A 5,486-nucleotide genomic window follows, 5' to 3' on the forward strand; every position below is an offset into this window, starting at 1 on the left:
CCACCGGTGATCAGCACCGTACCGGCCGCATCGAGAGCCACGGGAACCGTGAGCACGATCTTCCCGATGTGAGCGGCCCGGCTCATGAACCGGAAGGCGTCCCGCGCGCGGCGGACGTCCCAGGTGGTGAGCGGCGGCAGGCTCAGCTCGCTCGCGCCGAGCAGCCGGACGGCCTCGGCCAGGATCTCCCCCAGCCGCTCCGGTCCCGCGTCGGCCAGGTCGAAGGCCAGCACGCCGGGCCGGATGTCGGACTTGCCCATCTCCACGAACCGCCCGCCGGGCGCGAGCAGCCGCAGGGAGGCGTCCAGGAACTCACCAGAGAGCGAGTTCAGTACCACGTCGAAGGGTCCGAAACGGTCGGCGAACTCCAGGGTCCGGGACGAGGCGATGTGGTCCTCGTCCAGTCCCAGGGCGCGCAGCGCGTCCCACTTGCCGGGCCCGGCGGTCGCGTGGACGTCCGCGCCCCAGAGCCGCGCGAGCTGGACCGCCGCCATGCCGACGCCACCGGCCCCGGCGTGGATCAGCACCCGGTCACCGGCCTTCAGTCCGCCCAGGTCGCGCAGCCCGTACCACGCGGTCAGGAACGCGATCGGCACAGTGGCGGCCTGGGTGAACGTCCATTCGTCAGGAATGCGCACCAGCACCCTGTGGTCGGCGACGGCCACCCGGCCGAACGCGCCGGACAGCAGCCCGGCGACCCGGTCGCCCGGCCGCAGCCCGGTGACCTCGGCGCCGACCTCGGTGACGACGCCCGCGCCCTCACTGCCGAGCAGCGCCGGGTCCGGGTAGACGCCGAGGGCGATCAGTACGTCCCGGAAGTTCAGGCCGGCCGCCCGCACGGCGACGCGCACCTCCCGGGGCCCGAGCGGGGACTGCTCGTACGGCAGGAAGGCCAGGTCGTCCAGGCTGCCCGTGCCCGCCTGCGTCAGCCGTCCGTCGAACGCCTCCGGTGCGCAGCGCACGAGCCGGGGCACGTAGACGGCCCCCCGGCGCACCGCCACCTGGTCCTCGTCGCCGACCGACAGGCCGTCGGGCAGTTCGTCGGCGTCCACGAGCACGAAACGGCCGGGGTGTTCGGACTGCGCGGACCGGACCAGGCCCCATACGGCCGAGGCTTCCGGGTCGCTCACCTTGTCACCGGCAACGACGGCGACCGCGCCCCGTGTGCGCACCAGGAGCCGTTCGCCGGACCCGGCCAGGAACTCCTGGACGGCCGCCAGCGCCTCGGCGACCGAGCCGGGCGAGACGACGGTGTCGCCGAGCGCGCCTTCGCCGAGCGCGCCTCCGCCCGGGCTCAGCGGAATCCAGTCGAGGGCGTACAGCGGGCCGCGTTCAGCCATCGGGCGGGTGGTCAGCGCCTCGATGGTCGCCACGGGTGCACCGGACCGGTCCGCCAGGTGGACGGCGTACGTGCCGGGGCGCACCGCCGTCAGCCGCACGCGCGCGGAGGTCACGCCGGTGCGGTGGACCGCGATCCCGCCCAGCGAGAACGGCAGCCGCACGTCGCCTTCCGGGCCGGCCAGCAGCGCCAGCGGTTGCAGGGCGGCGTCCAGCAGGGCCGGATGGACGGAGAACCGGGCCGCGTCCGCCACGGTGACCTCGGCGAACACCTCGCCGCCGCGGCGCCACACCGCCTGCACGGCCTGGAAGGCCGGCCCGTACTCGTAGCCCGCCGCGGCGAGCGTGTCGTAGAGCCCGGTGACCGGTTCCGCGCCGGCCGGCGGCCATTGCGTCAGCTCCTGCCCGACCACGGGTTTCCCGCTCACCGTGCCGGTGGCGTGCCGCACCCAGTCGTCCGTACGGGACCGGACGTCGACCGTGCGGCGGCCGGTCCCGTCCGGCTCGCCCATGACGACCTGCACGTCCACCGCGCCGTCCGCGGGCAGCACCAGCGGCGCCTCCAGGACCAGTTCCTCCACTGCCGCCCCGGCCGCGTGCACCACCAGTTCCACGAACGCCGTCGCGGGCAGCAGCACCGTCCCCAGCACGGAGTGGTCCGCGAGCCAGGGGTGGGTGGCCAGGGAGAGCCGCCCCGTCAGGACCCGCTGCTCGCCCACCTCGACAGCGGCGCCGAGCAGCGGGTGGTCCACCGAGTCGAGCCCGGCCGCGGACACGTCTCCCGCGCCTGCGGCGAGCCAGAACCGCGTCCGCTGGAAGGGGTAGGTGGGCAGGGCCACCGGCTCCCCTTCAGGGAACGGCCACCGCACCGGCACACCCGCGACGAACAGCCGCGCCGCGGCGGACCGGAACTCGGCCGGGGTCCCGTGGTCGCGGCGCAGTGTCCCGGTCACCACAGCCGCCTCGTGCTCCGCCAGCGCGGGCGTGAGCACCGGGTGCGGGCTGATCTCGACGAACACGTCGTGCCGGTCCTGTACCAGGGCCTCGACGGCGAGGTCGAAGCGTACGGGTTCGCGGAGGTTGCGGTACCAGTAATCGGCGTCGAGGGCGGAGGTGTCGACGGGTTCCGCGGTGACCGTGGAGTAGAACGGGACCGCCGCCGGACGCGGTGTGATGCCGGCGAGGTCGGTCAGCAACCGCTCGCGGACCGCCTCGACCTGGACCGAGTGGGCGGCGTAGTCCACCGGCAGACGCCGGGCGCGGACACCCTCCGCCTCACACACCGCCAGCAGTTCGCCCAGCGCGTCCACATCACCCGACACGACGACCGAACCCGGCGCATTGACCACCGCCACCGTCAACCGGCCACCCCAGCGGGCCACGAACTCGACGGCCCGCTCATGCCCGAGACCGACCGACACCATCCCACCCTGACCCGCCAGGGCAACCAGGGCCCTGCTGCGCAGGGCGACCACCCTGGCCGCGTCCTCCAAGGACAACGCGCCCGCCACATAAGCCGCCGCGATCTCCCCCTGCGAATGCCCCACCACGGCATCAGGCTCCACCCCATGAGCACGCCACAGCTCCGCCAGCCCCACCATCACCGCGAACAGAGCGGGCTGCACCACATCCACCCGCTCCAGCGAACCACCACCCGTCAGCACCTCCACCAACGACCAGTCGGTGTACGGGGCCAACGCCGCGTCACACGCGTCGACCGCCTCCCGGAACACCGGCTCCGAGCCGTACAACTCCCCGCCCATCCCCACCCACTGCGCACCCTGCCCCGGAAACACGAACACCGACCGGCCCAGCGGACGAGCGGTCCCCGTGACCAGACCCGGCGCCGGCCGGCCCTCCGCCAGTGCCCCCAACGCCTCCACACCGCTCAGCACCGCGCGGTGCTCGAACACGGTGCGGGCGGCCAGCGCTCCCCCGACCGCCCCCGGGCTCACCTCGGGATGTGCGGCGGTGAAGGCGGCCAGCCGGCGCGCCTGCTCCCGCAACGCCGCGTCCGACTTCGCCGACAGCACCCACGGCACCACCCCGCCCGCGGACCCCGCCGGGATCCCGACCGGCTCCTCGGCAGCCGCCTCGATCACCACGTGCGCGTTCGTACCGCTGATGCCGAACGCCGAGATGCCCGCGCGACGCGGGTGGCCGTGCTCGGGCCAGGGCCGGGCCTCGGTGAGCAGCCGGATGTTTCCGGACTCCCAGTCCACGTGCGAGGTCGGCGCGTCGACATGCAGCGTCGGCGGCAACTGCCCGTGCCGCATCGCCATCACCATCTTGATCACACCCGCCACACCCGCCGCCGCCTGCGTGTGCCCGATGTTCGACTTCACCGACCCCAGCCACAACGGCTCCACCCGATCCCGGCCGTACGTCGCGAGCAGCGCCTGCGCCTCGATGGGATCGCCGAGCGTCGTCCCCGTACCGTGCGCCTCCACCGCGTCCACCTCGGACGGCTCCAGCCCGGCGTTCGCCAGCGCCTGCCGGATCACCCGCTCCTGCGACGGACCGTTCGGCGCGCCGAGGCCGTTGGAGGTGCCGTCCTGGTTGACCGCCGAGCCCCGCACCACCGCCAGCACCCGGTGACCGTTGCGCCGCGCGTCCGACAACCGCTCCAGCAGCACCAACCCCGCGCCCTCACCCCACGCCGTGCCATCGGCGGCCTCGGCGAACGCCTTCACCCTGCCGTCGGGAGCCAGGCCGCGCTGGCGCGAGAACTCCGTGAACCCCACCGGGGTCGCCATCACGGTCACCCCGCCGGCCAGGGCGAGTGTGCACTCCCCCGAGCGCAGTGCCTGGGCGGCCAGGTGCAGGGCCACCAGCGAGGACGAGCAGGCGGTGTCCAGCGAGACCGCTGCGCCCTCCAGCCCCAGCAGGTAGGCGATCCTGCCGGAGGTCACGCTGGTCGCGGCGCCCGTACCGAGATAGCCCTCGGCGTCGGCGGGTGCCTGGTCCCCGTAGCCGGAGGACCAGATGCCGGTGAACACACCCGTCTGACTGCCCCGCAACGACGTCGGATCGATCCCCGCGTCCTCCAACGTCTCCCACGCGGTCTCCAGCAGGATGCGCTGCTGCGGATCCATCGCCAACGCCTCACGCGGCGAGATCCCGAAGAAATCCGCGTCGAACCCCGCCGCATCCGCCAGAAAACCACCCCACCGCGTGTACGACGTCCCCGGATGATCCGCGTCCGGATGGAACAACCCCTCGACATCCCACCCACGATCCGACGGGAACCCCCCGACCGCATCCACCCCGTCCGACACCAAGTCCCACAGCTGCTCCGGCGACCCCACCCCACCCGGCAACCGGCACCCCATCCCCACGATCACCACCGGATCAGCCCCATCACCCACCCCACCCACCGACCCCGACGACGACACCACCGGCATCACACCCCCGCCGAGGATCTCGTTCAGCAGGTGCTCGGCGAGTTGCCGCGGCGTGGGGTGGTCGAAGGTGACGGTGGCGGGCAGGCGCAGGCCGGTGGCGGTGTTGAGACGGTTGCGCAGTTCGACGGAGGTCAGGGAATCGAAGCCGAGATCCTTGAAGGGCTGCCGGTCCCGTACGGCTCCCGGTTCGCGGTGACCGAGCACGGCGGCGGTGTCGGCGGTGACCAGGTCGAGCGCGGCTCGCAGCCGTTCGGCCTCCGGCAGTGACCGCAGGCGGTCGGCGAGCGCGCCGTGCCGTGCCGGGCGCCGGGTCGCCTTGCGGGAGACGAGGTCCTTGAGGGCCGCCGGGATCTCCGGGGCGCCCGTCATCACGGTCGGGTCGAGGCGTACCGGCGCCAGCGCGGCCCGGCCCGTGGCCAGGGCCGCGTCGAACAGTGCCAGGGCGTGGTCGGTGGCCAGCGGCACGACCCCTGCTCGCGTCAGCCGGTCCTGGTCGGCACCGGTCAGGTGCCCGGTCATGCCGCTCGGCTCGGCCCAGTAGCCCCAGGCCAGCGAGGTCGCCGGCAGTCCGAGGGCGTGCCGGTGCACGGCGAGGGCGTCGAGGAAGGTGTTGGCCGCGGCGTAGTTGGCCTGCCCGGGGCTGCCGAGCGTCCCGGCCGCCGAGGAGAAGAGGACGAACGCCGTCAGGTCCCGTCCCCGGGTGAGGTCGTGCAGGTTCCACGCCGCCCGTGCCTTGGGCTCCCA

The 5,486-nt window shown here is 73.8% G+C and carries 1 protein-coding gene; it reads right to left on the reverse strand.

All coding sequences use genetic code 11. The features are described from left to right. Positions 1-5,486 (reverse strand): acyltransferase domain-containing protein (locus AB0E62_RS39775; RefSeq protein ID WP_362205952.1); only part of this gene is annotated, 5,486 nt, incomplete at both ends.

This window comes from Streptomyces sp. NPDC038707 (genome assembly GCF_040636485.1).
Lineage (GTDB): Bacteria > Actinomycetota > Actinomycetes > Streptomycetales > Streptomycetaceae > Streptomyces.